The following is a 23,867-nucleotide window of genomic DNA, read 5'->3' on the forward strand; positions in this document are numbered from 1 at the left end:
GCGCCTACTTGCGGGTGGCGCCGAAGTTCCGGCGGAGGGTTTCGCCGACCTCGGCGAAGGTGCGCAGCTGATCGGGCGTCAGGATGTCGATCAGGTGGCGGCGTACGGATGCGACGTGGCGCGGGGCCGCCTCGGTGATCGCGTCCACCCCGGCGCCGGTGAGCACCACTTCCGCGCCCCGGCCGTCGGAGGCGACCTCCTCGCGGCGCACCAGGCCGCGCTGTTCCATGCGGGTGAGCTGATGGGACAGCCGGCTGCGGGACCAGCTCATCAGGCAGGCGAGCGCGGTGATGCGCATGCGGTGGCCGTCGGTGGAGCCGAGCACCGACAGGACGTCGTAGTCGGCTTCGGAGAGCGCGCTGTCCTGCTGGAGGTCGCGGGCGATCTCGGCGTTGACGAGGGGGAACATCCGACGCCAGGCGTACCAGGCGTCCTGCTCGGACTCGGTGAGCCAGCGGGGGTGGGCGGACTCGGGCACTTCGGTCATGGGAGCAGACTAACCAGTTTGGTGACACATCACCTACCTAGTTGACACATCACGCACCGTCGAGTTGTCTATATGACACGTCAACAACAAGACTCCGTGCGCACCATCACCTCCGCACCGAACGGGAGTTCACGTCATGACCCGCCTGCACGTCATCTACGCCGCGCACCGCCCCACCTCCGCCGGCGGCCCCCTCGCCCGCTGGGTGGCCGACCTCGCCCGCGAGCACGGCTCCTTCGAGGTGACCCCGGTCGACCTCGCCGAGGTCGCCCTGCCGTTCCTGGACGAGCCGGAGTTCCCCTCCAGCGGCAACTACGTCCACCAGCACACCCTCGACTGGAGCGCGCTCATCGACTCCGCCGAGGCGTTCGTGTTCGTCCTGCCGATGTACAACGGCGGCTTCACCGCCCCCTTCAAGAACGCCGTCGACTTCCTCTACCGCGAGTGGCAGGGCAAGCCGGTCGGCATCGTCAGCTACAGCGCGGGCGGCACGGGCGGCGCCCCGGCCGCCGAGATGCTGCTGCCGGTGCTCACCCAGGTCGGCATGGTGCCCGCGGCCCGCTCGGCGGCGGTCCCCGGCGTCCTCGGCCTGCTCGGCGCCGACGGCTTCGCCGCGCCGGAGGGCCTGACGGCCGAGGTGTCGGGCGTGCTCGACGACATCGCGGCGCTGGTGAAGGAGCCCGCAACGGCGTGACGCCCGGCACCCTTGCCAGGCGTTGGACAATGGAGGGTGGCCCGGAGGAATTTCGTACGCGCAGGAGGACACGCATGGCAGAGCCCGAGCGGACCGAGCGGAGGCAGCGGCCGGCACCGCTGCTCTTCGAGCCCTCGGAAGCCGTCGCGGACCCGGAGCACTTCTTCGACCTGGAGTCGATCGAGGATCCGCGGGAGCTGCTGGCGCGCGCGACCGAGCTGACGCTGGCCTTCCGGGCCGCGCAGAACCGGGCGGAGGAGTTCCAGGCCCTGGCGGCGGCCCAGCTGGCCGACCCCCGCCGCTTCGACCGCCTCTCCCCGTCCGCGATCGCCGAGGCGGCGGAATGGACCGAGGACTACGCCCGCCGCATGATCGAATTCGGCGAAGACCTCCAACGCGGCACCCCACCGGAGTCCTGACCCCGCGGGGGGTGGAGGTGGGGGGTGCTCCCGCCCGGCGGTGCCGGAATGCCGACCGGAGCCGGGAAGGCCGGGACCGCCGCGAGGTGGGTGGGCAAACACCGGCCCGCCCCCGGCCCCTCGAGGGGGCGATGGCCCGCCCCGAGCGCCGCGCAAAATACCGCACCTACCCCCCTCCTGTCCCAGTTTTCGGTAACTCGTGGGAACCGACACACTACGCGCGGTAGACATTGGCATATGACGATCCTGACGACGGCCACCGGCTGCACCGCCCTCGACGGCATCGACGCGCGTACCGCGCCCGCCACCCAGGTCACCCCGCAGGGCGCCGCCTGGCTGGCCTCCGCTTCGGCGCAGCCGGGGAGCACCCTCGCCGTGTGGGAGGGGCGGCCCGACGCGCACGCCGTGCTGCCGTGCGGGACCGCCTTCGACGTCGTCAACGTTCCGCTCGTGCTCGGCCGGCGCATGCTCGACCTGCTCTGGGAGCGCGGGCCCGGGTCGGGGCCGGCCGCCGTGCACCGGGGGCGGATGCTGCTCTTCGCCTCGCCCGGGACGGCCCACCGGCTCCCCGCGCTGCTCGCCTGGGAGGAGTGGGGGCCGACCGCACCGGCCCCGGCGCCCCTGTGCCACGGTCACGGCGACGCCGTGACCGTGCCTCCGCTGCGACCCGGTTCCGGGCCCTCCCGGTGGCTGGTGGCGCCGGACACGCGGATGCCCTGGCTGCCCGGTCCGGACTGCCTGCTGTGGGCGTTCCTGCACGCCGCACGGGGTCCGGCCCCGGTATCGATTTTTGGTTCGGCGGATCCGGATGCTAATGTCTACGACGTCAGCAAGCGCCGCTAGCTCAGTTGGTTAGAGCAGCTGACTCTTAATCAGCGGGTCCGGGGTTCGAGTCCCTGGCGGCGCACAGACGGGAGAAGGCCCCCACTCATCGAGTGGGGGCCTTCTTCGTGTCCGGGCGTCCCGGGGCGGGCGCGGCGTCAGGTCGTGATCTTCACCGTGTACGCCCCCGACGGTGTCCGGTCCGCCACCTCGATGGTGATCCGCTCCCCCGGCACGGTGAAGGTCTCCCCCACCTCCAGCGGCGCGTCCGCCAGCGGCGGGTACACCGAGCGGTCCCAGCAGGCCTCCGTGCGCGGGTGGCCGTCCAGCACCTCGATGGGGCCGCCGCCCGAGGCCGCCTCGTTGTGGACCCGATAGACCAGGACCCCCTCCGTGCAGGTGTCCCCGTCGTTGCCGGCGGAGCTGCGCGCCTCGACCGCGATGGCGCTGCCGGGGCCCGTACGGATCACCGCGAGGCGGGTGCCGCCCGTGGCTCCGGGCTGCAGGGGCTGCGAGAGCGGCTGGAGGGTGTGCAGGGAGGTGCCGGAGCGCACGCAGTCGACCTGGGAGGCGTCCAGCCAGCCCAGCTTCCACTTCTGCCAGCCGAACAGGTCCGGGGCCATCCCGAACTGGCTGCCCATGACGTCCCAGTCGCCGACGTACGTGTCCCAGTCGCCCTTGCCGTCCGTCGGGCGGTGGTAGAGGTCGGGCAGGTCGAAGACGTGCCCGGTCTCGTGCGCCAGCACGTTGCGGTCGGGCGGGTGCCGCTCGAAGACGGTGACGATCCGCCTGAGGTCGGTGCCGTCGGCGCGCAGGGGGCGGTCGAAGTTGACGACCTTGGTGGCGTCGGAGTCCACGCCCGGGGCGTTGGGGTCGGCGACGAAGTACACGATGTCGTACCGGCTGAAGTCCACCGACGGGTCGGCGGCGGCCACCGCGTCCCGCAGGTAGGCGGCCCGGGCGTCCGGGGCCCAGTCGCGCTGTATCCCGTACGCGGTCGACGGGCGGGGCATCCGGACCCACTGCTGCTGCGGGTGCGGGACCAGCCGGAAGCGGCCGTAGGAGGCCCGCTCGAAGAAGTCGCTGGTCGCCGGGAAGTAGTCGGCGGCCAGTTCCCGGGGGGTGACGGCGGTCTGGTGGTCGGGGAAAGAGAGGAAGACCATCACCGCGTTGAGGGTGCGCACCGGCTTGGGGTAGGCCCGGTTCCAGGTGTCCAGGCCGAGGGAGTGGTGCGCGGCCGTGCGGGTCAGTGCGCAGGGCCCGCCGGTGGCGGGGCTCGCGGCCACGGCGGGTCCCGCGACGAGCGACATGGCGGCGAGCGCCGTCATCGAGGTGAGGATGGCCGCCGTACTTCGCAAGCGGGAGCGGTCCACTCCCCCGGGTGTCAGCTGTCGCGGCACATCGACCTCCGGTAGTGGATTCATCCTGTTCCATCCACCTTGAGGCGATTGTCTTATTTATGCGTGGTTCCCCTGCCCCACACGAGTGAGCACTACGGCAAGCCGGTGACCTCCGGGGTTCACGCACATACTTACGGAACGTCACGACCGGTCACCCGGGATCAGACCTGGACCTGGTGCGCTCACGGGCGTGCGGAATCGGTCATCCACCGACGGCCGACGGGGCGTCAGAGACCGGCCGACGGGACGTCAGCACGGCGACGGCCCGTGCCCCACACGGCGACGCCGCTGGATAGGGCCTCCGGCAGCCTCTATGATCGGCACACTTTCCTGCACCGACACTCACGAACACTGCGGGAGCCAAGGGTGAACGGAAGCTCAGACGGAACCGGTTCGGCAGCCGACAGCATCCGATCGGCCCTTACGGAGCGTCACCCAGCAGTGCCGGCCGTGCCGGGCATGTCCGCGCCGCCGTCACGGCTCGCGGCCGCTGCCCCGGCCGGCGACACCGCCAGGGCCGACGCCGGCATCGGAACCGGCACCGGCACCGGCACCGGCACCGACGTCAGGGCGGCCGGGGTGATCGGCGGTGCGGCGGCGGGCGAAGCCCGCGACTACCGGGCCGCCTTCGACGCGGCCCACCTCGCCATGGCCCTCGTCGGCCGCGGCGGCGACGTCATCGCCGCCAACCGGGCGCTGGCCGCCCTGCTGGGCAGCGAGCCGCACGAGCTCACCGGGCAGTGCGCCGCCGACCTGGTGGACCTGGCCGCCGAGGCCCGCACCTGGCAGGCCTACCAGGAGGTGCTGCGCGGACGGCAGGCCCGGCTGCGCTGCACCCGCCGCCTCAAACACCCCGACGGGCACTCGCTGTGGACCGAGGTCACCCTGGGCCCCGTGCCCGGCACGCCGGACGTCCTGCTGTCCGTCGCCGACATCAGCGACCGGCGCGACCTCCAGGCCCGGCTCCGCCACCTCCAGATGCACGACCCGGTGACCCGCCTGCCCAACCGGGCGCTCTTCTTCGAGCGGCTTTCGGCGGCCCTGGAGTCCTCCGCGTACGGCAGCGGCGGGACGGGCCGGATCGGCCTGTGCTACCTGGACCTCGACGGGTTCAAGGCCGTCAACGACACCCTGGGCCACCGGGTCGGAGACCGGCTGCTCACCGCCGTCGCGGCCCGGCTGACGCAGTGCGCCGACCAGTCCGGGTACGGGCGTTCGGGCGGGCACCTCGTGGCCCGGCTCGGCGGCGACGAGTTCGCGCTGCTGGTGGAGGACTCCACCGGCACCGAACAGCTCGCCGAGCTCGCGCGCAGCGTGCTGGCCGCCGTCCAGGAGCCCTTCGACCTGGCCGGGCAGCGGCTCTCGGTGTCCGCGTCGATCGGCGTGGTGGAGCGGGACGCGGCCGGGACCTCGGCGACGGGCCTGATGCAGGCGGCCGACACGACCCTGTACTGGGCGAAGGCCGACGGCAAGGCCCGCTGGACCCTCTTCGACCCCGAGCGCAACGCGCACCGGATGACCCGGCAGGCCCTGTCGAGCTCGCTGCGCCCGGCCGTGGAGGGCGGCGAGTTCGAGCTGGAGTACCAGCCGCTGGTGGACCTGGAGAGCGGGGTGGTGCGCGGGGTGGAGGCCCTGGTGCGCTGGAACCACCCGCAGTTCGGGACGTTGACGCCGAATCGGTTCATCGGGATCGCCGAGGAGGACGGGTCGATCGTGCAGCTGGGCCAGTGGGTGCTGCGTACGGCCTGCCGGCAGGCGCGGCGCTGGCAGATCGAGCAGCCCAGCGACTCCCCGGTGTTCGTGTCGGTGAACGTGGCCGTGCGCCAGGTGTGGGACTCGGACCTGGTGGGCGACGTCGCGGAGATCCTCGCCGAGACGGGGCTGGCCCCGCAGCTGCTCCAGCTGGAGCTGACGGAGTCCGCGGTGATGGGTTCGGCGGGGCGGCCCCTGCAGGCCCTCCAGGCACTCAGCGACATGGGCGTGCGGATCGCGATCGACGACTTCGGCACCGGGTACTCGAACCTGGCCTACCTGTCGCGGCTGCCGGTGTCGGTGCTCAAGCTGGACGGGTCCTTCGTGCGCGGCTTCCGCTACGAGGAGGGCACGCATCCGAACCCGGCCGACGAGACGATCGTGGAGGCCCTGGTGCAGCTGGCGCACCGGCTGGGGCTGACGGTGACCGCCGAGTGCGTGGAGACCGCCGGCCAGGCGGCCCGGCTGCGGCGGGTGGGGTGCGACACCGGTCAGGGCTGGCTGTACTCGCGCGCGGTGGCCCCGGAGCGGATCGCCGAGATGATCAGCGCCCGTCCGGACGTCTCCGGGCTCTGAGGGGCGCCCCTCCCGGGCCGGTGGCGCCGGGCGCACGGCCGCCCCCGGCCCGGGAGGGGCGCGGGGGCGGACGGCGCTCGGCGCCGGGTGGGGGGATCAGCAGGCGCCGAGGTCCTTCCAGACGCCCCATTCACCGGTGGTGCCGGGCACCTCGTTCTGCGTCCACCACTGGGCCTTCCACTTGTGGCCGTTGTACGCGACCTCGCTGCCGCCGGTGTAGACCTGGCCCGCGACGTACGCCGGGGTGCTGCCGCAGCCGGTGCCGGGCGGGGTGGTCGGGGGCGTCGTGGGCGGGGTGGTGGGCGGGGTCGTCGGCGGGGTGGTGGGGGGCGTGGTGGCGCCGCCGAGGGCGTCGTTGATCTGGTTCAGCAGGGTGGTCTTGTCGTCCAGGCCGAGCAGGGAGTACATCATCGCGCCGGCCAGGCCGCGGCTCTTGCCGTAGTCGACCCGGGCCTGGATGGACTTCTGGTTCAGGCCGGTGAAGAACTCGCCGTCCTTGTAGAAGTACGAGGCCTTGGCCTGGTCGTCCCAGAAGGTGGTCGCCGGGTTGTCGACGATGCCGCCGAGTTCCTTGTAGTTGGCGATGCCGGCCTGCTGGGAGGTGGGGCGGGCGCCCGAGGGGCCGGTGGCGGTCTGGCCGAGGCCGTTGGCGGTGCCGGCGGGGACGCCCTTCCAGCCGCGGTAGTAGAACTCGTAGCCCAGGGTCAGCTTGCTCGCGGGGAAGCCGCCCGCGATGCCGTAGGCCGGGTTGCCGTCGAGCCAGGAGTCGATGGCGTTCTTGATGCCGTACTTCTGGGTGCCGGGCGCGATCGGGTCGGTCGGGTCGGCGGGCGAGTCCAGCAGCGGGGACTGGTGGTAGGTCGGCCCGTCGCCGTCCCAGGCGCCGTGCATGTCGTACGTCATGATGTTCGCGTAGTCGAGGTACGAACCGATCTTGTCCGTCTCGATGTACTTGATCTTGTCCTGGCCGGCCGGGAGGGCCGCGGTCAGCAGGTACTTCTTGCCGCCGTTGGCCTGGCCGTAGGCGTCGAGCTGGTCGCGGAACTCCTTGAGCAGCAGGGTGAAGTTCTGCTTGTCCTCGGGGGCGTAGTGGTTGCCGAGGTGGCCGCCGGAGGAGCCCGGGTACTCCCAGTCGATGTCGATGCCGTCGAAGATGCCGGCCGCCGCGCCGGGGCCGCCGTAGCCGTCGGCCTTGGGGAGGTTGCCCTTGATGTACTGGTCGATGCAGGAGGACACGAACTTCTTGCGGGAGGCGTCGGTCTTCGCCGCGTCGCTGAAGTACTTGGAGTAGGTCCAGCCGCCGATCGATATGTTGATCTTCAGGTTGGGGTACTTCGCCTTCAGCTGCTTGAACTGGTTGAAGACGCCCACGATCGGCTGGTCCCACTTGTCGGCGACCCCGCTGACGCTGTCGGCCGCGCCGAAGGACTTGCTGTAGTCGGCGTACGAGTCGCCCGCCCCGTCACCGGCGTTGGGGTTGTTGTCGTCCCCGGCCGCCTTGTTCGCCTCGAAACAGGTGAGGTCGGTGGGGTGGATGTTGCCGAACGAGTAGTTGATGACGTCGAGCTTGCCCGCGATGCCCCGGGTGTCCAGGTGCTTGGGGTAGAACGCGTTGCCGTACACGCTCCACTGGTCGTAGTAGGCGATCCGCACGCCGCCGGCGGCGGTTCCGGCGGCGGTGGCCGTGGCGGCGGCCTGGGCGGTGCCGATTCCCGCGAAGGCGGCCAGCGCCCCGGCCGCCAGCGCGGCCGTGGCGGCGGCCGCGACGAGGGGTTTACGGATGTGCATGAACTGCCTCCGGGGGGTGGGAGGGGAGGGCATCAGCTTCGGGTGAGAGAAGTGATAGCGATCACGACACACCCCAGTCAATGGTTTGGACCAAATAAGGACTAGACCACTGAGCGGGTAAATCCCCTCGTCAGAGGCACGGGCGCACAGCAGGAACCGCCCGCCACCCCGGGTGACGAGCGGTTTAAGGATGCCTTAGGTCATGCTCCGGCAAGCTTTCGGCAACAAACCAGCCAAACCCCGTTCTCCTGCGTCCGGTTGGAATCGAGCCCGGAACTAGGCGGTCACGGGCATGCTGTACGCATCTGCGACGAGCTCGTACGAGCGCAGCCGGGCCGCCCCGCCGTGCGCGTTCGCGGTCAGCATCAGCTCGTCCGCGCCCGTCCGCTCCACCAGCGCGTCGAGGCCCGAGCGGACCTCGTCGGGGGTGCCGTGGACGATGTTCGCGAGCCAGCCGTCCACGAACTCCCGCTCCAGCGGCGAGAACGGGTACGCGGCCGCCTCCTCCGGCGTCGGGACCAGCCCGGGCCGGCCGCTGCGCAGCCGGAGCATCGACAGCGCACCGGTGAGCACCTGCGCGCGGGCCTGCGCCCCGGTGTCGGCGGCGAGCGCCGACACCCCGATCAGGGCGTACGGGGCGTCCAGCACGGCCGAGGGCCGGAAGCTCTGCCGGTAGAGGTCCAGGGCGGGCAGGGTGCCGGCGGCGGAGAAGTGGTGGGCGTAGGCGAACGGCAGTCCGAGCTCCCCCGCCAGGCGCGCGCTGAAACCGGACGAGCCCAGGAGCCAGATCGGGGGCCGGGCGGCGGGCCCCTGCACCGGGCCGGGCACGGCGTGCACGCGGGCGTACGGGTGCCCGTCGGGGAAGTCGTCGTCGAGGAAGCGGGTCAGTTCCGCGAGCCGCCGGGGGAACTCGTCCGCCGCCTCGTCCAGCCGTCCGGGCCCGCGCAGCGCGGCGGCCGTGCGGGGGTCGGTGCCCGGCGCCCGGCCCAGCCCGAGGTCGACCCGGCCCGGGGCCAGGGCTTCGAGGGTGCCGAACTGCTCGGCGACGGCCAGCGGCGCGTGGTTGGGCAGCATGACCCCGCCCGAGCCGAGGCGGATGCGGGAGGTGTGCGCGGCGAGGTGGGCCAGGATCACCGCCGGGGAGGAGCTGGCGACCCCGGGCATGGAGTGGTGCTCGGCGACCCAGTGGCGGTGGTAGCCGCGGGACTCGGCGAGCCGGGATATCTCCACGCTGGTGCGCAGGGAGGCGCGGGCGGTGCTGCCGCTGCCGACGGTGACCAGGTCGAGGACGGACAGCGGCACCGGCGCCGAACCCCGGACGACCCCGCGGACGGGGCCGGCCGCGGCGGCCTCCGGCGCGGCGGGGGCGGTGGGTCCCGTGGCGGTGGGTCCCGTGGCGTGGGGTCCCGTGGCGTGGGGTCCCGTACCCTCGGGGGCCGTTGCCCCAGGGCCCGTGGCCTCGGTGTCGCTCATCGTCGTCGCTCCCGTTCCGTCCGGCTGGTACGCCCCGCCGGGCGCCCGTACGGAGAAGGGGAACGGGGAGCGGCCGCCGGGCATTCCCGGCAGACCGGCGCAGGTCCATGACCGTGGCATATGCCACGCGAATAGACCAGGCCAGAGGAGCTTGATTAAGCCATCAATCTCCTCAACAGACGCTCCACACGGGCTCCTTGATGGCTATCGTGGTAGAGCAAGCGGTAACAACCTGGTAGGGGGAAACCGTGGCGCTGAAGCCCGAGCCGACCGCGCCGTTCCACTCGGTGCAGTACGCCCTGCGCGTACTCGAAACGATCTCGCGGCACACCGGCGGTGTGACCGACGTACAGATCGCGCGTGAGACCGGCCTGCCCGCGGTCCATCTCACCCCGATGCTGCTCATGCTGCGCCGGGAAGGGTACGTGCTCCAGGTCTCCGACGGCGCCTACGCCATAGGGGACTCCCTCGTCCTGCTCGGGTCCGGGTCCGACCGCCAGCAAGCCCTCCAGGAGAAGCTCCAGGACACCCTGGACCGGCTGCGCGACTCGGTGGGCGCGGCCGTCTACATCAGCCGCTACGTGGACGGCGAGGTCCGGATCACGCAGTTCGCGGACAGTCCGCGCACCCCCAAGGTGCACGAGTGGGTCGACTTCCGCTCGGCGGCGCACGCCAGCGCGGTCGGCAAGTGCCTGCTCACCCAGCTCGACCAGAACGGGCGGCGCGACCACCTGTCCCGGCACAAGATCGCCCGGCTGACGTCGAAGACGATCGTGAACGAGCGGATCCTGTTCTCGAAGCTGGACAGCCAGCCGGCCACCGTGCCCGTGCTGGACCTCCAGGAGTACGCCGTGGGCACGGTCTGCGCGGCGGTGCCGATCACGGCCGGGGCGGCCGTGGGCTGCCTGGCCCTGTCCATGCCCGTCGAGCACGCGCACCGGTTGCGCGCCGCCGCCGACGAGCTGAACCGGAAGGCCGCGCCGCTGCTGCTGTCGCTCACGCTCTGAGGGACGGGCGGACGGGGGCGGGGAGGGCGTTGCGCGCTGTGACCCGGGGGCCTGCCACCCCGGTTCGGAAAGCACTTCGGGCGGTTCCCGGTGAACCGGAAACCGCCCGAAGATCAGGTGCGCCGCCAGGGACTCGAACCCCGGACCCGCTGATTAAGAGTCAGCTGCTCTAACCAACTGAGCTAGCGGCGCTTGCTGACAGAGAAAATACTACCTGGTCCCGAGGGGTGCTCCAAACCAGATCCGCGCGGTCACCAGGAGAGGGCCGCGATCTCGGTCCCGTCGGGGGTGCGGACCCGGACGGTGCCGGTGTCCCCGTAGACCTCGTGGCGCCAGTCCGCGAAGACCTGCGCGACCCGGCGGGCGTCCTCGCCGAGGCCCTTGCCGACGGAGCCGGTGGTGAAGACGACCCGGGCCTCGGAGGTCCCGCCCGTCTTGCGGACCCGGACCTCCTTGAGGCTGCCGGGCGGCATGAGCGAGTCGGCGCGGGTGCGGTGGCGGGCGTAGTAGGCGCCGAGGTCGCCGGTCATGTCGTACCAGCCGTCCACCACCGGGCAGGGGCGGGCGGAGCCGGCGGGCGCCGCGCCACCGCCGTCGATGGGAGGGCCGGGGGTGCCGGGGTCCTGGTCGGTGGGGGGCTGGGGGCTGCCGGAGTCCTCGTCGGTGGGCGGGCCGGGGGTGCCCGTGTCCTCGTCGGTGGGGGGCTGGGGGGTGCCCGGGTCCTCGTCGGTGGGGGGCTCGGGGGCCGTGGCGGTGCGGTCCTCCGTCGGGAGGTCCGCGGCGGCCGGGCCGCAGGTCGTGGCGGCCGGGAGCGGGCCGGGCGGCGGGGCCGCCCGGCCCGTCACGTGCGTCCCGCAGGCCGCCAGGGCCAGGCTGAGGACCAGGGCCGCCGCGGCCGCCCAGGCCTTCGCGGCCGACGGCGCGGCGGGTGGTGTGGCGGGTGGCGTTGCGGGTGGTGTGGCGGGTGGTGTGGCGGGTGGTGTGGTCGTCATGGGAACCCCCCTCCCCAGGGAAGAGGGCCGCGCGGCGCCTCCGGTTCCGTTCAGCGCTCCAGCAGGTCCCGGCGCCCCTGGTCCTCGTACGTCGAGAGCAGCGCCTCCAGGGCCGGCCCGTCGAGCGGGCGGTAGACGCCGGCGACTCGGTGCCAGACGGGTTCGGGGCACAGGAACCCGGCCCGGCGCAGGCCGGCCCGGTGGACCTTGTTCGTCGCCGTGACGGGCATCGCGTCGAGGATCCGCACGTAGCGCGGGGCCATCTTCGTCCCCAGGTCCGGCTGGGCGGCGAGGAACGCGGCGAAGGCCCCCGGGTCGAAGGACGCGCCCTCGCGCAGGGCCACGGCGGCCATCACCTGGTCCCCCGCCACCTCGTCCGGGACCGCGTACACGGCGACGGCCGTCGCGGCCTCCCAGCGGGCCAGGATGTTCTCGATCATCGCGGCGGCCAGGTTCTCGCTGTCGACGCGCAGCCGGTCGTCCGCGCGGCCCGCGAAGTAGAGGAAGCCGTCGGGGTCCCGGAAGAACAGGTCGCCGGTCCAGTACCAGTCTCCCCCGGGCTCCGTCCGGGGGTGCGCCGAGCGGGTGCGGGCGGCCTCGGCCTCGGGGTTGCGCCAGTAGCCCTCGAAGTGGCTGCGGCCGCGGTTGACCAGCTCGCCTATGGCCTCGTCGCCGTTGCGCAGGCGGCCGCGCGCGTCCAGGAGGGCCGGGGGGCATTCGCGGCCCGTCTCCGGATCGACGACGGCCAGGTCGTCGCCCGCGCCGGCCCGGCCGAGGGCGCCCGGCGGGGTGTCGGGGGTGTTCCCCCCGCTACCGCCGGGAGGTGTCCCCAGGATCGAGGCGCCGCCCTCGGTGGCCCCGTACCCCTCGACCAGCCGGACCCCGAACCGCTCGGCGAAGCGGGCCGCGTCCACGGCCCCGGCCTCGGTGCCGAAGCCGAGGCGCAGGGTGTGCTCGCGGTCGTCGGGGCGCGGGTCGGTGGCGAGGAGGTACTGGACGGCACGGCCGACGTAGGTGAAATAGGTGGCCCCGTAGCCGCGCACGTCGTCCAGGAACGCGGAGGCGGAGAAGCGGCGGCGCAGGGCGACGGGGGCGCCGGCGACGACGGCGGGCAGCCAGCAGGCCATGACGGCGTTGCCGTGGAAGAGGGGCATGCAGACGTAGTGGACGTCGTCGGGGGTGACGCGGAACCGGCGGGCGAGGGAGTGGCCCGCGGCGGCGAGGCGGCCCTGGCTGCAGATGGCGGCCTTGGGGGCGCCGGTGGAGCCGGAGGTGAAGTAGAGGAGCAGCCGGCTGTCGGGGCGGGGGCCGCCGGGGCGGACGTGGGCCTCGCCGGGCTTGGCGGCGGCGTAGGGGGCGAGCAGGGCCTCGTACTCCTCGGTGCCGGTGACGAGGATCCGTACGCCGGGCAGGTCGAGGCCGCGCAGGAGCGGGAGGTGGGCGGGCTCGGTGACGAGGAGGCGGCAGTCGGTGTGGAGGATGTCGCGGGCCAGCTCGGGGCCGCGGCGGGTGGGGTTGATCCCGGCGACGGCGGCCCCGGCGAGGGCCGCCGCGCCGAGCCAGAAGGGGAACTCGGGGGTGTTGTCGAGCAGCACCCCCACGTGCGGCTCCGCCCCCGGCGGCAGGAGGTCGGTGAGGAGCGCGGCGCGGGCGGCCGCCTCCTGGGCGGTGCGGTGGCGGGTGAGGACGGTGGCCGGCGTCCGGGTGGCCCCGGGGCCGGCCTCCGCGCCGTACTTCAGCCCGGGCCGGTGGTCGCCCCACTGGCGCGCGATGAGCTCCGCGACGGTTCCGGGGGCGGGTGCGGGGTCGGGTTCGGGTTCGGGTTCGGGGTCGGTGATGGTGGTCGTCGTCGTCCGCATGCCGCCGGAGGGTAACTGACGTTGCGTCAGAACTGAACGTCGGAGCAGGCGTAGAAGGCCATCGCGGTGTCGTTGACGGTCCAGACGGCGAGGATCATGTGCCGGCCGGTCTTGCCGCTGGGCATGGCGCCGTGGTGGATGGTGGTCATGTCCGGGCGGGCGCCGTTGTAGGGGACGACGAGGAAGGGCTGGGAGTCGAGGGAGGCGCGGGTGAGGGGCTTGGTGGGGTCCCAGCCGTTCTTGGTGACGTAGTACTTGAAGTCGGTGGTGGAGTGGTTGGCGGTGAACTGCCAGCGGAAGTCGAAGCTCTGGCCGGAGGCCACGCGGGTCGCGGGCCAGGTTCCGCCGCGGGGGTCGTCGAGCTGGGCGAACTCGCTGTGGCCGCCGGAACAGATCTGGCCGTCGGCGGGGCCGGCCGCCGGGAAGCCCTTGTAGCCCTCGACGCTCTGCGGCTCCCACTGGATGGGGCCGCAGTCGGGGACGGTCTTGTTGGCGCAGAGCTTCTGGCGGCTGATGGGGGTGTCGGTGTAGCCGTGGCCGCTGGCGACGGGGGCGGTGATCAGGGTCGCGCCGGCGAGGAGGACGGCGCCGAGCGCGGTGGCGCCGGCGGCGCGGCCGGGTATTCCGGGTATGCGGAAGGGACGCATGTTGCTGCTCCTTGGGTGTGGGGGGAGAGCCTGGCGGGGCTCGTGTGCGCGGTGGTGCGGCTGCCCCGTGTGCGTAGTCGTGCGGCTGCCGGTGCGCGCGCTCTTGTGCGTGCTCGTGTGCGTGCGCTCGTGTGCGTGCGCTCGTGTGCGTGCGCTCGTGTGCGTGCGCTCGTGTGCGTGCGTGCGCTTGCGTGGGGGCGGGCGCGGGGCTGGGGTGCGGGTACGGGGGCGGGCCACGGGTGGGGAGAGCTAGGTCTAGACCAAGTCCCACAGTATTGACGGCAGTTGGCCCTGTCCATCCCCATGCGAAAACGGGTGGTCCGGTCATTACCGGCCACCCGTTCTCCCTTTGAGCGCTGTTGAGCGCGGTTGTGGCGGTTATTGATCGGACCTGCCGGTGTAGAAGGCGACGGTGAGGTCCTTCACGAGCGCCTTGCGCTCGTAGTCGTCCAGCTCGACGATCCCGCGCGAGGTGAGCCGGTGCACCGTGTCGTCCACGGCGTCCACGACGGCGGTGAGGACGGTGTCACGGTGCTTGGCGTCGATCGCCGCGATCCGGCGGCGGCGCATCGCCTCGGCCACCTCCGGGGCGTACTCGATGCGGGTGGGCTGCGCGGAGAACACCTCGATGCCGATCGCCTCGGTCTCGGCGGCGAGGGTCCGGGTCAGCGCCTCGCCGACGGCCTCGGCGTCGCGCAGGGTCGGGGCGTCGTCGTGGAAGGCGTCGGCCGGGAGCCGGGACAGGACGCGGGCCGTGGCCGACTCGACCTGCTCGGCGAGGTAGTCGATGTGGTCCTCGACGGCGAGGGTGGCCCGGGCGGTGTCCCGGACCTGCCAGACGACCTGGACGACCACCTGGAGGGCAAGGCCGCCGGAGTCGACGGCGGGCATGGGCTCGCTGCGCCAGTGCCGCAGCCGCACGTCCACGCGGCGGCGCAGCAGCAGGGGGCTGATCCAGGTCAGGCCGGTACGGCGGACGGTGCCGCGGTAGCTGCCGAAGAGGGTGAGCACCCAGGCGTGGCCGGCCCTGGCGCGGCCGAGGCCGCCGAGGGCGAGGAGGGTGACGACGCCGAGGAAGGCGAGCGGGGGCCAGTGGGTGGCGCGGAGCCCGTGGTAGGGGCGGGGCGGCACCCCGAAGGCGGCGACGAGGGCGGCGGGGACGACCCCGGCGCGCCACAGCACGGCCGCGCAGCCGGTGAGGGCGAGGGCGCCGACGACGACGGCGATCCACCCGGGCAGCACGGGCCCCCGGTGCTCGCGCAACCGCTCGTCCCCAAGGGGCACCCGCCGCCCGGCCGCCGCCGCACGCTCGGCGGGGCGGGGGGTGAGGGCGGCGGTGGTCTTGGCCCCGGCCATGGTGGTGGTCGTGGTCGTCGCCCCGGTCTTGGTCGCGGTCCCGAGCCCGGTCGTGGTCCCGTTCGCGGCCCCGGCCGTGGTCCCGGGCCCGGTCGTGGTCGTGGTTTCGGGGGTCATGGGCTGGCCCCGGAAGGGCAGATGGACCGGAACCTCGATAACGGCGGCCCCGCGCACGGGCGCGCGTCGTGCGAGGGGGCCTGCGGCGGTCTCCCCCCGTGCCCCTTCCCGTCCTCCCTCGATCCCCCGCGCGACGGCCTGCGCGACGACCTCGGCCACCCCGGGCCCGGGCACCCCGGCCCCTTGCGGATGCGGGATCCCTGCGGGGTGCTGGGGCGCGGTGGGGGCCTCGGGCACGGGGGGCGTCGGCTCGGCCGGGGGCTGCGGGGCCGGGTGAGGGGCGTGGCCGTCCCCGGCGCTGCCAGCAGTGGCGGCGTCCGGACCTTGGGGCTCTGCCCGGGTGACGTGGCCCTGCGGGCCCGTGCGGGCCGGGGCGATCGCGGGCTCCTGCTCCGCGCGGGCGGCGTGGGGCTGCGGGGCGGTGCGGGCGGCGGGCGTGACCCGGGGCTGCCGCTCCGTGCGGGCGGTGGCGGGACGGGGCTCCGTCCGGGTGGTGGCGGGCTGGAAGTCGGGGCGGGCGGTGGTGGGTTGCGGCTCGGCGTGGGGAGCGGGCACGGCCGGGCGCGGTGGCTCCGCGCGCAGGGCGTGGGGGTGCGGCTCGGTGCGCGGGGCCGGAGCGGTCGGGTGCTCCGGCTCTCCGGCACCCGCGCGGGCCGGGACCCTCAGCCTCTCGTCGACGGCATCCTCCGGCGCGTGTAGGGCGGTTCGGGTCCCGGCGGGCGACTCCGTGGGGCGCCCGGCCGCGGCTACCGCCGGCGGTGCGGGCGTCCGGGCAGCGGTAGTCGACTCCGACGCAGGGTCGGCCGTCCGGGCCGGGGTGGGGGTGGTCGTGGGTTCGCGGGCGGGGTCGGTGTCGGCTGGGTGACCAGTCCGGGGGGAGGTCACGGGGGCCTCGTAACCGGCGCGGGACGAGGGCAGATGGTTCTCCTGACCCGCCGAGGTCACAGGAGCCTCCTGACCGGCCCGGGCCGAGGTCACGGGGTCCTCCTGACCCACGCGGAAGGACGACAAACGGGCCTCCTGACCGGCCCGGGCCGAGGACACAGAAGCCTCCTCACCGGTCCGGGGTGAAGTCACGGGGCCCTCCTGACCCACACGGGAAGACGACAAACGGGCCTCCTGACCAGCCCGGGGCGAGGACACAGGAATCTCCTGACCAGCCCCGGGCGGGGGCTCGGGGCCCTCGTGGCCCGCACGGGAAGAGGACAGAGGAGCCTGCTGACCGAGCCGGGACACAGAGGCTTCCTCACCGGCTCGCGGCGAGGTCGCAGGAGCCTCCTGACCAGCTTGCGGCGAGGTCACGGGGGCGACGTGACCCGTGCGGGATGAGGCCGCTGAGGCCTCGGGGCGGGTTCCGAGAACCGGGTCGGGCGCCTGGTCGGGCGTCGTGCCGGCCCGTGCGGGCGCCATCGCCCCGGCCCGGGCCGGGTGGGGTCCCGCCCCTGCCGGGGCCGGAGCCTGCGGACGTGTCGGGTCTCCGGCCTCCCCGAGGTGGGACGGAAGTTCCACACTCCGGCCCGCGTGGGCCACCGGGTCCGTCGCGGCGGGGTATCCGGGGGCGGACTCCCGAGGCGCCGTACCCCTGGGCGAAGACGACGCGGCGGAAGTGCGCGCCGAAGGCGCGGGCTCCCCGACAGCGGGCCGGGCCGGAGCCTCGGACGCAGCCAGACCGGTCGAGGGCTCCGCGGTGACGGGGGCCGCCGGGCCACCGGCCGGGTGCGCCACCTGGACCGGCAGGTCCGCACCGGCAGGGTGCCTGGCAGCCGTCGACCCCGACAAGGACTCCGAGGCGGCCGCCACGGCCGGCCCGGCCGGGTGCGCGGCCGCAGCGGCGGACACGGCGGACTGAGGCTCCGAGCGGGGCGTCAGGGCCGGGGCGGCGGGGCCGGAGGTGAAGCGGGTGGCTCCCGTCGGGCGCTCTGCCGTGCCCCTGGCCGACGCCACCGGCCGCGGGCCGGAGTCTCCGGTACGGGTCTCGGCGGCAGGTCCGGCGGTACGGCGCGGTGCCTGCCGGGCTGCGTCGCCGACCCGGACCACCCGCGTCGGGTCCGGAGCCCAGGTCGGCGCAACGACACGAGGCCGTGGGGTGTCGGCCTGCGGGGCGGAGGGGCCTCCGGCAGGGGCAGTGAGCGGCGACGCGGACCGGGCGGCGGCCGGTACCGCCCCGTCCGGCGCGGTACCGGCCGGCCGGGACGCCGTCGGCAACGCACCGGCCGGCACCGGCTGATGGGGCGTGGCGGCCGGGGCTGTCGTCGTCCTGTCCAGGCGGGCGACTCCGGCCCGTGGGGTGGCTGCGGCCTCAGCCGAAGGCGCCACGTCCACGGATGCGGCCTGAGCGGACGCCACCCCGCGCGCCGCCTGCCACTCGGGGCTCGGCTCGGGCGGACGCGGCGGGGCAGCCGCAGCCGTCGATGTCTCCGGGGCAGCTACGGGGCGGAGCACAGGGGGCAACTCACCGTCGCCGGGCCGCCCGGCGGCGACCCCCGCCACCCCGGCCGGAGCAGAAAACCCGCCGGACCCGGCCGAAGCCATGGCCCCGGCCCGGGACACCGACGGAAGCTCACCGGCCCGCCCGGCGGCAACGCCCTCCACCTCGGCCCGGATCGCCTCCCCGGGCCGGGACACCGACGCCAGCTCGCCGTCACGGGCCCGCCCGACGGAAACCCCCGCCACGTCGGCCGGAGCAGAAAACCCGCCGGACCCGGACGAGGCCATGACCCCAGGCCGGGACACCGACGGAAGCCCACCGGGCCGCCCGGCGGCAGCGCCCTCCACCTCGGCCGGGACCGCAGCCCCGGGACGGGCCACCGGCGGCAGCTCGCCGTCACGGGCTCGCCCGGCGGCGACCCCCGCTGCGCCGGACCCGGCCGGAGCCATGGCCCCGGGCAGGGGCACCGACGGAAGCTCACCGGGCCGCCCGGCGGCCACGCCCTCCGCCTCGGCCCGGACCGCAGCCCCGGGACGGGCCACCGGCGGCAGCTCGCCGTCTCGGGCTCGCCCGGCGGCGACCCCCGCTGCGCCGGACCCGGCCGGAGCCATGGCCCCGGGCAGGGGCACCGACGGAAGCTCACCGGGCCGCCCGGCGGCCACGCCCTCCGCCTCGGCCGGGATCGCCGCCCTGGGACGGGACGCCGGCGGCGGATCGTCGTGACGGGGCCGCGCGGTGGCGGTCGGTGTCGGCAGCGGTCCGGGCGGTGTCGCGTGGTGGGGGGTGGTGGCGGAGGGTGGGGCGGGGTGGAAGGTGCCCGTCGTGGACGTGGTGCGGGTGGGGTACATCGTTGCCTCCGTCATGCGAACAGCCGGCGCCAGGTTTCCGGGCCCGGGTAGCCGTCGGCCATGGCGCCGCGCCAGCCCTGCGCGCGCTGGAAGGCCTCGACGTTGCGGCGGTCTGCCTCGGTCCAGGTCTGGCCCGGGCCGGCCGTGTAGTACTTGCCGAAGCCCTTCCTCACCAACTGCCGCCCCATCGCGACGATCGCCAGGTGGGACTGGCCCGGGCGGAAGGCCCTAGGGCCGGGGTAGGCCGGGACCCCGGCCGGGCCCGGGCGGGGGGCCGGCGGGGGCGGCGGGGGCGTCGTACGGCCCGTCGGCACGATGTCCGCGCCCTGGTGCTGGACCAGCAGCCGCCAGGTGTCCGGACCCGGGATGCCGTCCGCGTCGGCGCCCGTCCAGCCCTGCGCCAGCTGGAACGCCTCCGTGGCCTGCCGGTCGGCCTCGCTCCACTTGGTGCTCGGCCCGTTGGGGTAGAACCGCAGGGCGCCGCGGTCGATCAGCATCCGCCCCAGCTCGGCGACGTACTTGTTGTCGGCGCCGGGGCCGAACTTGGACGCTCCGGGGAAGGTGACCGTGGGCTGCTGCGCGGGCGGCACCGAGTCGCCCGGGAGGATCCCGCCGGTCACCCCGTTGAACCGGTACGGGACGTACTTGGCCGCGTTGTTCCAGTACCCGTACGGCGTGGCCAGCCGCCGTGTGACCGGCGGGGTCTGCTCGTAGGCGATGTAGTGCGTGTGCGTCTCGTCGACCCAGCCGCCGAAGAGGACCACGTGCGAGCCCTTGTTGGGGTCCGCGGGGTTGTGGAAGAGGAGCATGTCGCCGGGCAGGAGCTCTTCCTTCGTGATCTTCGTGGCGAAGGTGTCGAGGCTGCCGGTCCACTCGTTCGTACCGAGGTTCCAGGCCATGGAGACGTATCCCGAGCAGTCCTGCCGGTATCCGTCCGTCCAGTACTCGGACATGCTGTACGGGACCTGCGCCTCCAGCCACAGCTTCGCCCGGTTGATGATCGTGGCCCGGTCGATGCGCCGCGCGAGGGACGGCGCGCCCGGCCGTGCCGGCCCGGAGGCCGGGGGGCGCGGGCGGCCGTGCAGCGGGGCCCGGCCGCCCTGCGGGCTGCCCGGCGTGTCCCGGGCCGACGGACCGGGACCGGCCTCATGGGCAGGGGCGGCCTCGTGGGCGGGACCGGCCTCATGGGCGGAGGCGGCCGCGCGGGTGGCGGGGTCGGCCGCGCGTGTGGTGGGGGCCTGCTGCGGGGTGTCGGCCGAGTGCAGGGTGGGGGCCTGGTGGGGGGTGCCGGCCGAGTCCCGGGTACCGCCCGCGTGCGGGGCAGCGGCCTCGTGCGGCGCAGCAGCCGCTTGCGGGTCAGCGGCCTCGTGCCGGGTGTCGGCCGGGTTCGCCCGCCCGCCCGCGTGCGCGGGGCGGGCCGAGGGCGCCGGGGTCGCCGCGCGCGCCAGGGGCGGTAGCGGGTCCGTGGGGCGGGGGGCGGCGGGGTGGCGTGGTGGGCGGCCGCCTGGCCGCCGCCGCCCAGGACCACCCCGGCCGCCGTGGCCAGCACCAGCGCACGGCGGGCTCCGCGTACGGCCGGCAGCCCGGCGTCGCGCAGCGCTATGGCCCGCCCGCGGGCGAGGGCCCTGCGGCGCTGGGCGCAGCCGGGGCAGGCGCAGTCGCCGGCGGGCTCGTACTCCTCGAAGACAGGCATCGGCATCTGCACATGCACCGGAGGCTGCGTCGTCATGCGGTTCCGTCCACTCCCCTGATCGGTCCTGATCAGTCCTGAGGGGTCCCCTGATCAGGGCCGATCGCTCCTGTTCGTCGTCGGTCCGGGCCGCAGCCGTACCCGACGGAGCGTCAGATGCGGTTCGGCCCAGACATATCGTGCACGAAAAACCCCTCAAACATGGGTTAATCGGACAACGCGGGCGCGGCTGGTCACGAGCACCCCCGCCAGTGGGGTAGAGTTTTCCCTGTCAGCAAGCGCCGCTAGCTCAGTTGGTTAGAGCAGCTGACTCTTAATCAGCGGGTCCGGGGTTCGAGTCCCTGGCGGCGCACAGCGAGGCAATCGCCTGACGAGGCCGTTCTCCCTTCGGGGAGAACGGCCTTTCGCGTTCCTGAGGCGTGGTGCTAGCGAGGGGCTAACCGCGCCGCCGCCCGCTCGCACGGGCTGGGGCTGCGGCACCAGCGCCACTGAAGCCTCAGCGTTCTCGCGGGCAACCTCCGGCAGGACCGAGGTGTAGGTGTCCGCCGTGATCTGGATGGTCGAGTGCCTGAGCATGGCTGAGATCACCTTCATGTCTCCCCCGGCGGCCAGTGCCAGCGTCGCGGCCCCATGGCGCAGGTCGTGGAGCCGGATGGGCGGCAGGTAGCCCGGATGCGGATACGGCCGCAGCGGTTCGTCCGGGGTCAGGAGATACCAGGTGTGGGGGTCCACGATGCCGTTGGCCGTGAGCCCGTGCTCACGCTGAAAGTCGAAGACCGCCCGGCGTAGGTCGTCATCGAAGATGCCGGATTCGGTGAAGCCGAGCGCCCGCTGGACGTCGGCCACCGCCTGGCCGATGTCCCCGACTCGCAGGGTGTTGGCTCGCTGCACCAGCCGCACGAAGTGGCGGCTGACGTAGTCGGGGTGAAGCGGCTTGCCGTCCTCGGTGGTGAAGACGTGGACCGTGTCACTCCAGGCCGGGCCCAGCGCCAGCCGTTCGGCTGCCTGCCGGGCACGATGGGCCCGCAGGATGTCGACCGTCACCGAGTCGAGCGCCACCACGCCGCCACTGTCGTCCTTGGGCCGGGTGACGGCTGTGGCCCAGCCAACCTGGATGATCTGCCACTCGACGGCCAGCGCTCCGGCCTCCAGATCGACGTCAGTCCACGGCAGCCCGATGCCCTCACCCCGGCGCAGCCCTCGGAAGACGAGCAGGTGGTAATAGGCGTAGAGCCGGTCAGCGGCTACGAGGTCGAGAAACGCCCCGATCTGCTCCGGCCGCCACACCGCCACCTTGGGCCGGCGACCGGTGGCCAGCCACTCGATGACCCGCTGCTCGGTCCACAGCACTGGCTTGGGCCGCGGCGCCGCGTCGATCTCCACGAACAGGGCGGGGTTGTCCACGATGCGGTGCTGCCGCTTGGCCGCGTTGAGCGCTGCGCGCAAGGTGGCGTGGATGCGCGCCAGGGTCGCCGGACCGACTGGCCGCGGGGTCTCGGCGGTGGTGGCCACGATGGCGTCGTAGGCACTGCGGATGTGGCTGGCCCGCAGCTTCTCCAGGTCAATGTCGCCCAGGTACGGCTTGAGCCGCTGCTCGATGTGCCCGGCGTACGAGCGGCGGGTATTGGCGGCCAGCTTGCGCTTGGCTCTCAGCCACTCGTCCAGCCACTCCCCGACGCTCTGCCGCAGGGAGAGCGACAACCCCGCGCCGAACCGCCGCTTCGTCTCGGCGAAGTCCGGCAACCGCTGGAAGCTGCGGTAGTGCTCGCGGATGGTCGCCAGGATGTCGAGCCGTCCGGCGTCGTCGTCGGTCTCGGGGATGGCGAGCAGCCGGATGGCCTGGTGGAGTTCGTCGGTGGCCTCGCGCTGGGTGGCGAAGCCCCCTCGGGTGAGCTGCTGGCGGCCGTGCTCCTGCCGGCCTGCGTCCGTCAGCGGCAGATCCACGACGTACGACCAGGTGCCGTGCTTCTTGGTGCAGGCAAGCTTCCGACCGACCGCGTTGAAGCGGGCCCGGCACTTGCAGCGCTTATAGGTGGTGCCCTTCATGGCTTGCCTTCTTCTCGGACTCTTCGGAGTCCGGGCTCGCCCCCGCCTTCAGATCGTCTTCCAGTTCAGTCAGCAACTCGCGGGTGATGTGGCCACGCATAGCCTGGAGTTGACGTGGCGTCGCCTCGGCGGCCCGACCCGCCAACCGTCGGTCCCGTTCCTCCGACCAGGTCCGTTCCCAGCGCGATAGCGCCACCAGGTTGACCCACTCCGGCGTCGTGCCGACCTTGCGCGCTACGTGCCGCTCGGCGTCGCTGACGGCCGCGACCGCTCGCTCGATCAGGACCGGGTCATCCAGGCCCGACCGCCGGGCCTCATCCAGCAGCTCAGATACCAGGTTCGGCTCGACGCTCGGCGTGGCCGCAGTCTTCGGACTGAGCCTGCGCAGGGTGGTCCGGTCGCCCGACAGCAGTGCCCGCAGGGCCGCCGCCGTCAGGTGGGCCCCCGGAGCCAGCTCAACCAGCTGATCGTCCGGGCTGGTGATGAAGTCAGCCGGGGAAGCGTCCAGGGCCAGCGCTAGCAGCAACAGCTCCTCGATGGAGAAGCGCCGTGCCCCGACCTCAGCCTGCGCCACGGTGCCCCGAATCCACGAGGTGAGCCCCTGCTGCCGGATGCGGGCCGCGGCTTCCTCCTGGCGCAGGCCACGCTGCTGCCGGACCTGCTTGAGGCCGGCGGCCAGCACGTCTCGCAGGGGCAATGCCGTGGGCTCCATGGATCACCTCGGTAGATCGCAGCTGGAGCCATCCACAGTACGCCTTCATCTGCTCGCAGGCCAGAGCGTTTCATTCGGTACAAGTTGGGGCATCATGCGCTCTGAAGTCAGAGCATCAACCAGCGATGAGGTGAGCCCCTATGGGCGGCATGACCCGAGAAGAGCTGCTGCGGCTACCGGCCATCACAGACCTGGTCACGGCCGGCAAGGCATTGGGGATCGGGCGAACGCGGGCGTTCGAGCTGGCTCGTCGCAGCGAGTTTCCGGTGCCCGTCCTGCGGATCGGCTCGACGTGGCGAGTGCCGACCGCGCCGCTGCTAGCGCTACTAGGGATCGGGTAGGCAGCAAGCAGGAAAAAGGCCCCAAGTATTTCACTTAGAGCCCTTGCGCAGCTGATTGCGCAAGTTATTCAATTGGAAGGATTCTGGAGCCTTCTCAGAAGATCTTTACCGTCGGGCGTGAGGCTCACGAGGCGGTCCTCCGCGCTATAATCAACAAGAGAATCCTCTCGCATGTTGGCGATGACATCTCTTATGCTCACCCCAACACCCTCGTGCCCGCGAGCTATGAGAACACCGATCACGCGGTTCTCTAGCTCGCCGATGTGAATCTTTTGATCCGGAGCTGCCTTAAATATCTCCAGGACAATGGGCACCCGAATTGCCACGGCGATAATCAGCGGAGGGGCATTTTGGCCGTCCGCGCCTGGAAAGTTATCGAACTCCCCCTTGCGTACATCCTCAACGCTCATGCA

Annotated in this window: 17 protein-coding genes, 3 tRNA genes and 1 pseudogene; 8 read left to right on the forward strand and 13 right to left on the reverse strand. The window is 73.3% G+C overall.

Translation table 11 applies throughout. The features are described from left to right. Positions 1-4 precede the first annotated feature (4 nt). Complete coding sequence (locus tag B4U46_RS13145) at positions 5-487, reverse strand: MarR family winged helix-turn-helix transcriptional regulator (protein WP_079427182.1); 483 nt, start codon at positions 485-487, stop codon at positions 5-7. A gap of 136 nt (positions 488-623) precedes the next feature. Here B4U46_RS13145 and B4U46_RS13150 point away from each other — a divergent pair, with 136 nt between their 5' ends. From B4U46_RS13150 to B4U46_RS13165, 4 genes are all read left to right on the forward strand, one after another. Further along, complete coding sequence (locus B4U46_RS13150) at positions 624-1,181, forward strand: NADPH-dependent FMN reductase (RefSeq protein ID WP_079427184.1); 558 nt, start codon at positions 624-626, stop codon at positions 1,179-1,181. 74 nt (positions 1,182-1,255) lie between these two features. Next, the gene (locus tag B4U46_RS13155; RefSeq protein WP_079427186.1) at positions 1,256-1,600 is read left to right on the forward strand and encodes a hypothetical protein; all 345 of its coding nucleotides are present in this window, start codon (positions 1,256-1,258) and stop codon (positions 1,598-1,600) included. Between the two features lie 237 nt (positions 1,601-1,837). Then, entirely contained in the window at positions 1,838-2,443 is a 606-nt protein-coding gene (locus tag B4U46_RS13160; RefSeq protein WP_107438258.1) for a bifunctional DNA primase/polymerase, read from the forward strand. Beyond that, positions 2,434-2,507: transfer RNA gene (locus B4U46_RS13165), tRNA-Lys, on the forward strand. The genes B4U46_RS13160 and B4U46_RS13165 overlap by 10 nt, the downstream gene beginning before the upstream one ends. Before the next feature lie 73 nt (positions 2,508-2,580). Here the strand turns inward: B4U46_RS13165 and B4U46_RS13170 are convergent. Beyond that, entirely contained in the window at positions 2,581-3,846 is a 1,266-nt protein-coding gene (locus tag B4U46_RS13170; protein ID WP_398908380.1) for a M6 family metalloprotease domain-containing protein, read from the reverse strand. Positions 3,847-4,188: 342 nt separating this feature from the next. Between B4U46_RS13170 and B4U46_RS13175 the strand changes: the two genes are divergently transcribed. Then, positions 4,189-6,150: a putative bifunctional diguanylate cyclase/phosphodiesterase gene (locus tag B4U46_RS13175; RefSeq protein WP_185117279.1), complete on the forward strand. Its 1,962-nt coding sequence runs from the start codon at positions 4,189-4,191 to the stop codon at positions 6,148-6,150. Between the two features lie 96 nt (positions 6,151-6,246). Here B4U46_RS13175 and B4U46_RS13180 read toward each other — a convergent pair whose 3' ends face one another. Both B4U46_RS13180 and B4U46_RS13185 read right to left on the reverse strand, forming a co-directional pair. Beyond that, the gene (locus B4U46_RS13180; protein WP_079427190.1) at positions 6,247-7,938 is read right to left on the reverse strand and encodes a glycosyl hydrolase family 18 protein; all 1,692 of its coding nucleotides are present in this window, start codon (positions 7,936-7,938) and stop codon (positions 6,247-6,249) included. Between the two features lie 276 nt (positions 7,939-8,214). Then, a complete protein-coding gene (locus B4U46_RS13185) occupies positions 8,215-9,411 on the reverse strand; it encodes an LLM class flavin-dependent oxidoreductase (RefSeq protein ID WP_237292839.1) in 1,197 nt (398 codons plus the stop codon). Between the two features lie 248 nt (positions 9,412-9,659). Here B4U46_RS13185 and B4U46_RS13190 point away from each other — a divergent pair, with 248 nt between their 5' ends. Beyond that, positions 9,660-10,418: an IclR family transcriptional regulator gene (locus B4U46_RS13190; RefSeq protein ID WP_079427192.1), complete on the forward strand. Its 759-nt coding sequence runs from the start codon at positions 9,660-9,662 to the stop codon at positions 10,416-10,418. A gap of 118 nt (positions 10,419-10,536) precedes the next feature. Here B4U46_RS13190 and B4U46_RS13195 read toward each other — a convergent pair. The 6 genes from B4U46_RS13195 to B4U46_RS13225 all read right to left on the reverse strand — a co-directional run bounded on the left by B4U46_RS13195 (position 10,537) and on the right by B4U46_RS13225 (position 19,618). Then, positions 10,537-10,610: transfer RNA gene (locus B4U46_RS13195), tRNA-Lys, on the reverse strand. Positions 10,611-10,669: 59 nt separating this feature from the next. Further along, positions 10,670-11,410: a hypothetical protein gene (locus B4U46_RS13200; RefSeq protein ID WP_123995666.1), complete on the reverse strand. Its 741-nt coding sequence runs from the start codon at positions 11,408-11,410 to the stop codon at positions 10,670-10,672. 50 nt (positions 11,411-11,460) lie between these two features. Beyond that, entirely contained in the window at positions 11,461-13,269 is a 1,809-nt protein-coding gene (locus B4U46_RS13205; protein WP_079427196.1) for an AMP-binding protein, read from the reverse strand. Positions 13,270-13,295: 26 nt separating this feature from the next. Next, a complete protein-coding gene (locus B4U46_RS13210; RefSeq protein WP_079427198.1) occupies positions 13,296-13,916 on the reverse strand; it encodes a lytic polysaccharide monooxygenase auxiliary activity family 9 protein in 621 nt (206 codons plus the stop codon). 378 nt (positions 13,917-14,294) lie between these two features. Beyond that, complete coding sequence (locus B4U46_RS13215) at positions 14,295-15,944, reverse strand: SPFH domain-containing protein (RefSeq protein ID WP_237292841.1); 1,650 nt, start codon at positions 15,942-15,944, stop codon at positions 14,295-14,297. Positions 15,945-18,676: 2,732 nt separating this feature from the next. Then, positions 18,677-19,618: a peptidoglycan-binding protein gene (locus B4U46_RS13225; RefSeq protein ID WP_420543156.1), complete on the reverse strand. Its 942-nt coding sequence runs from the start codon at positions 19,616-19,618 to the stop codon at positions 18,677-18,679. A gap of 1,015 nt (positions 19,619-20,633) precedes the next feature. On the opposite strand from B4U46_RS13225, the gene B4U46_RS13235 reads away from it, so the two are divergent. Next, positions 20,634-20,707, forward strand: a tRNA-Lys gene (locus B4U46_RS13235). Between the two features lie 365 nt (positions 20,708-21,072). On the opposite strand, the pseudogene B4U46_RS40615 reads toward B4U46_RS13235, so the two are convergent. Beyond that, a pseudogene (locus B4U46_RS40615) lies at positions 21,073-22,401 on the reverse strand (peptidoglycan-binding protein); the annotation flags it as partial. Then, positions 22,382-23,113 (reverse strand): hypothetical protein, encoded by a 732-nt coding sequence (locus tag B4U46_RS13250; RefSeq protein ID WP_079427204.1) that lies wholly within the window; start codon positions 23,111-23,113, stop codon positions 22,382-22,384. The pseudogene B4U46_RS40615 and the gene B4U46_RS13250, both read right to left, overlap by 20 nt. Positions 23,114-23,262: 149 nt before the next feature. Between B4U46_RS13250 and B4U46_RS13255 the strand changes: the two genes are divergently transcribed. Further along, the gene (locus tag B4U46_RS13255; protein ID WP_079431734.1) at positions 23,263-23,454 is read left to right on the forward strand and encodes a hypothetical protein; all 192 of its coding nucleotides are present in this window, start codon (positions 23,263-23,265) and stop codon (positions 23,452-23,454) included. A gap of 68 nt (positions 23,455-23,522) precedes the next feature. Here the strand turns inward: B4U46_RS13255 and B4U46_RS37345 are convergent, their stop codons facing one another. Next, positions 23,523-23,864: a hypothetical protein gene (locus tag B4U46_RS37345; protein WP_123995667.1), complete on the reverse strand. Its 342-nt coding sequence runs from the start codon at positions 23,862-23,864 to the stop codon at positions 23,523-23,525. Positions 23,865-23,867: the final 3 nt, after the last annotated feature.

It is taken from the genome of Streptomyces katrae (genome assembly GCF_002028425.1).
Classification (GTDB): domain Bacteria; phylum Actinomycetota; class Actinomycetes; order Streptomycetales; family Streptomycetaceae; genus Streptomyces; species Streptomyces katrae_A.